The organism is Planococcus sp. A6 (genome assembly GCF_028823615.1).
Classification (GTDB): Bacteria; Bacillota; Bacilli; order Bacillales_A; family Planococcaceae; genus Planococcus.
Genome location: NZ_JAPEHT010000252.1, coordinates 1 through 1,340, shown reverse-complemented (window position 1 = coordinate 1,340; position 1,340 = coordinate 1). Strand labels below are relative to the sequence as shown.

Genomic DNA, 1,340 nt, shown 5'->3' with positions numbered 1-1,340 from the left:
TCATTCCGGTAATGGTCTTTTTTGTATGAAAATTTTTCTTATTTCTTGTGAAGATAGTTTTTCAAAGGTAGGCTAAAGATAAGGAGAGGTGGAATGAAGATGAGTAATCTATATACTTATGAAGTAAAGCAAGCGGATGGCAACATGGAACAACTAGAAAATTTTAAAGGGAAGCCATTGGTTATTGTTAATACTGCAAGCAAATGCGGGCTAACTCCGCAGTTTGAGGGTTTACAGCATCTGTATGAGAAATATAAAGATCAAGGTTTAGAAATTCTCGGGTTTCCTAGCGGTCAATTCAATGATCAGGAATTCCACACGCAAAAGGAAACCCTGGAGTTTTGTCGTAAGAACTATGGAGTGAGTTTTCCGGTCTTTTCTAAAATAGACGTAAATGGAGAACTTGCTGACCCACTTTTTAATTATTTAACTTCTTGGGGCACTAGCGACGTTAGTGGAGAGATTAAATGGAACTTTACTAAGTTTCTAATTGATCGCCAAGGAACTATTATTCAACGTTACGAACCTCAGGTTGAACCGGAACAAATGGAGAAAGATATACAGAAAATTTTATGATCCATTAGTCGGAATAGTTTTACTTTTGTCAGTTTCTTGACACCCCCTGAAACCGCTGATAACCTTACAATAATATTCAAAAGGAAGCAGGAGGCGTGTCAATTATGTGGGAATCGAAATTTCTTAAAGAAGGGTTAACCTTCGATGATGTATTGCTAGTGCCAGCTCATTCAGAAGTGTTGCCGAAGGATATTGATTTGTCAGTGGAGCTGACGCCGAAAATCAAGTTGAACATTCCAATTATCAGTGCCGGAATGGACACTGTGACGGAAGCAAAAATGGCTATTTCAATGGCGCGCCAAGGCGGTCTTGGGGTCATTCATAAAAACATGAGCATCGAAGAGCAGGCTGAACAAGTAGTGACTGTCAAACGTTCGGAAAATGGCGTTATTACAGATCCTTTCTACCTGACTCCTCAGCACCAGGTTTACGATGCTGAACATTTGATGGGAAAATACCGTATTTCGGGTGTACCTATTGTTCAAAGTGAAGAAGATCTTACTTTGGTGGGCATTATCACCAACCGCGACCTCCGCTTTATCCAGGACTACTCTTTAGAAATTAAAGATGTTATGACGAAAGAGAAGTTGGTGACGGCCCCGGTCGGTACGACGCTAGAAGATGCCGAAAAAATTCTTCAGCAATACAAAATCGAGAAGTTGCCAATTGTGGATCAGAACGGCATGCTAAAAGGCCTTATTACTATTAAGGACATCGAGAAAGTAATCGAGTTCCCAATTGCTGCAAAAGACGAGCAGGGACGT

Annotated in this window: 2 protein-coding genes; both read left to right on the top strand. The window is 40.4% G+C overall.

Annotated features, from left to right (window positions below):
* The first annotated feature begins 93 nt into the window (after positions 1-93).
* Positions 94-576 carry a glutathione peroxidase gene (locus ON064_RS18280; protein ID WP_342455361.1) on the top strand — a complete coding sequence of 161 codons (483 nt, stop codon included), beginning with the start codon at positions 94-96 and terminating at the stop codon, positions 574-576.
* A 104-nt stretch (positions 577-680) separates the two neighbouring features.
* The coding region (guaB, locus tag ON064_RS18275; RefSeq protein WP_274625878.1) for an IMP dehydrogenase at positions 681-1,340 on the top strand (660 nt) is incomplete at its 3' end.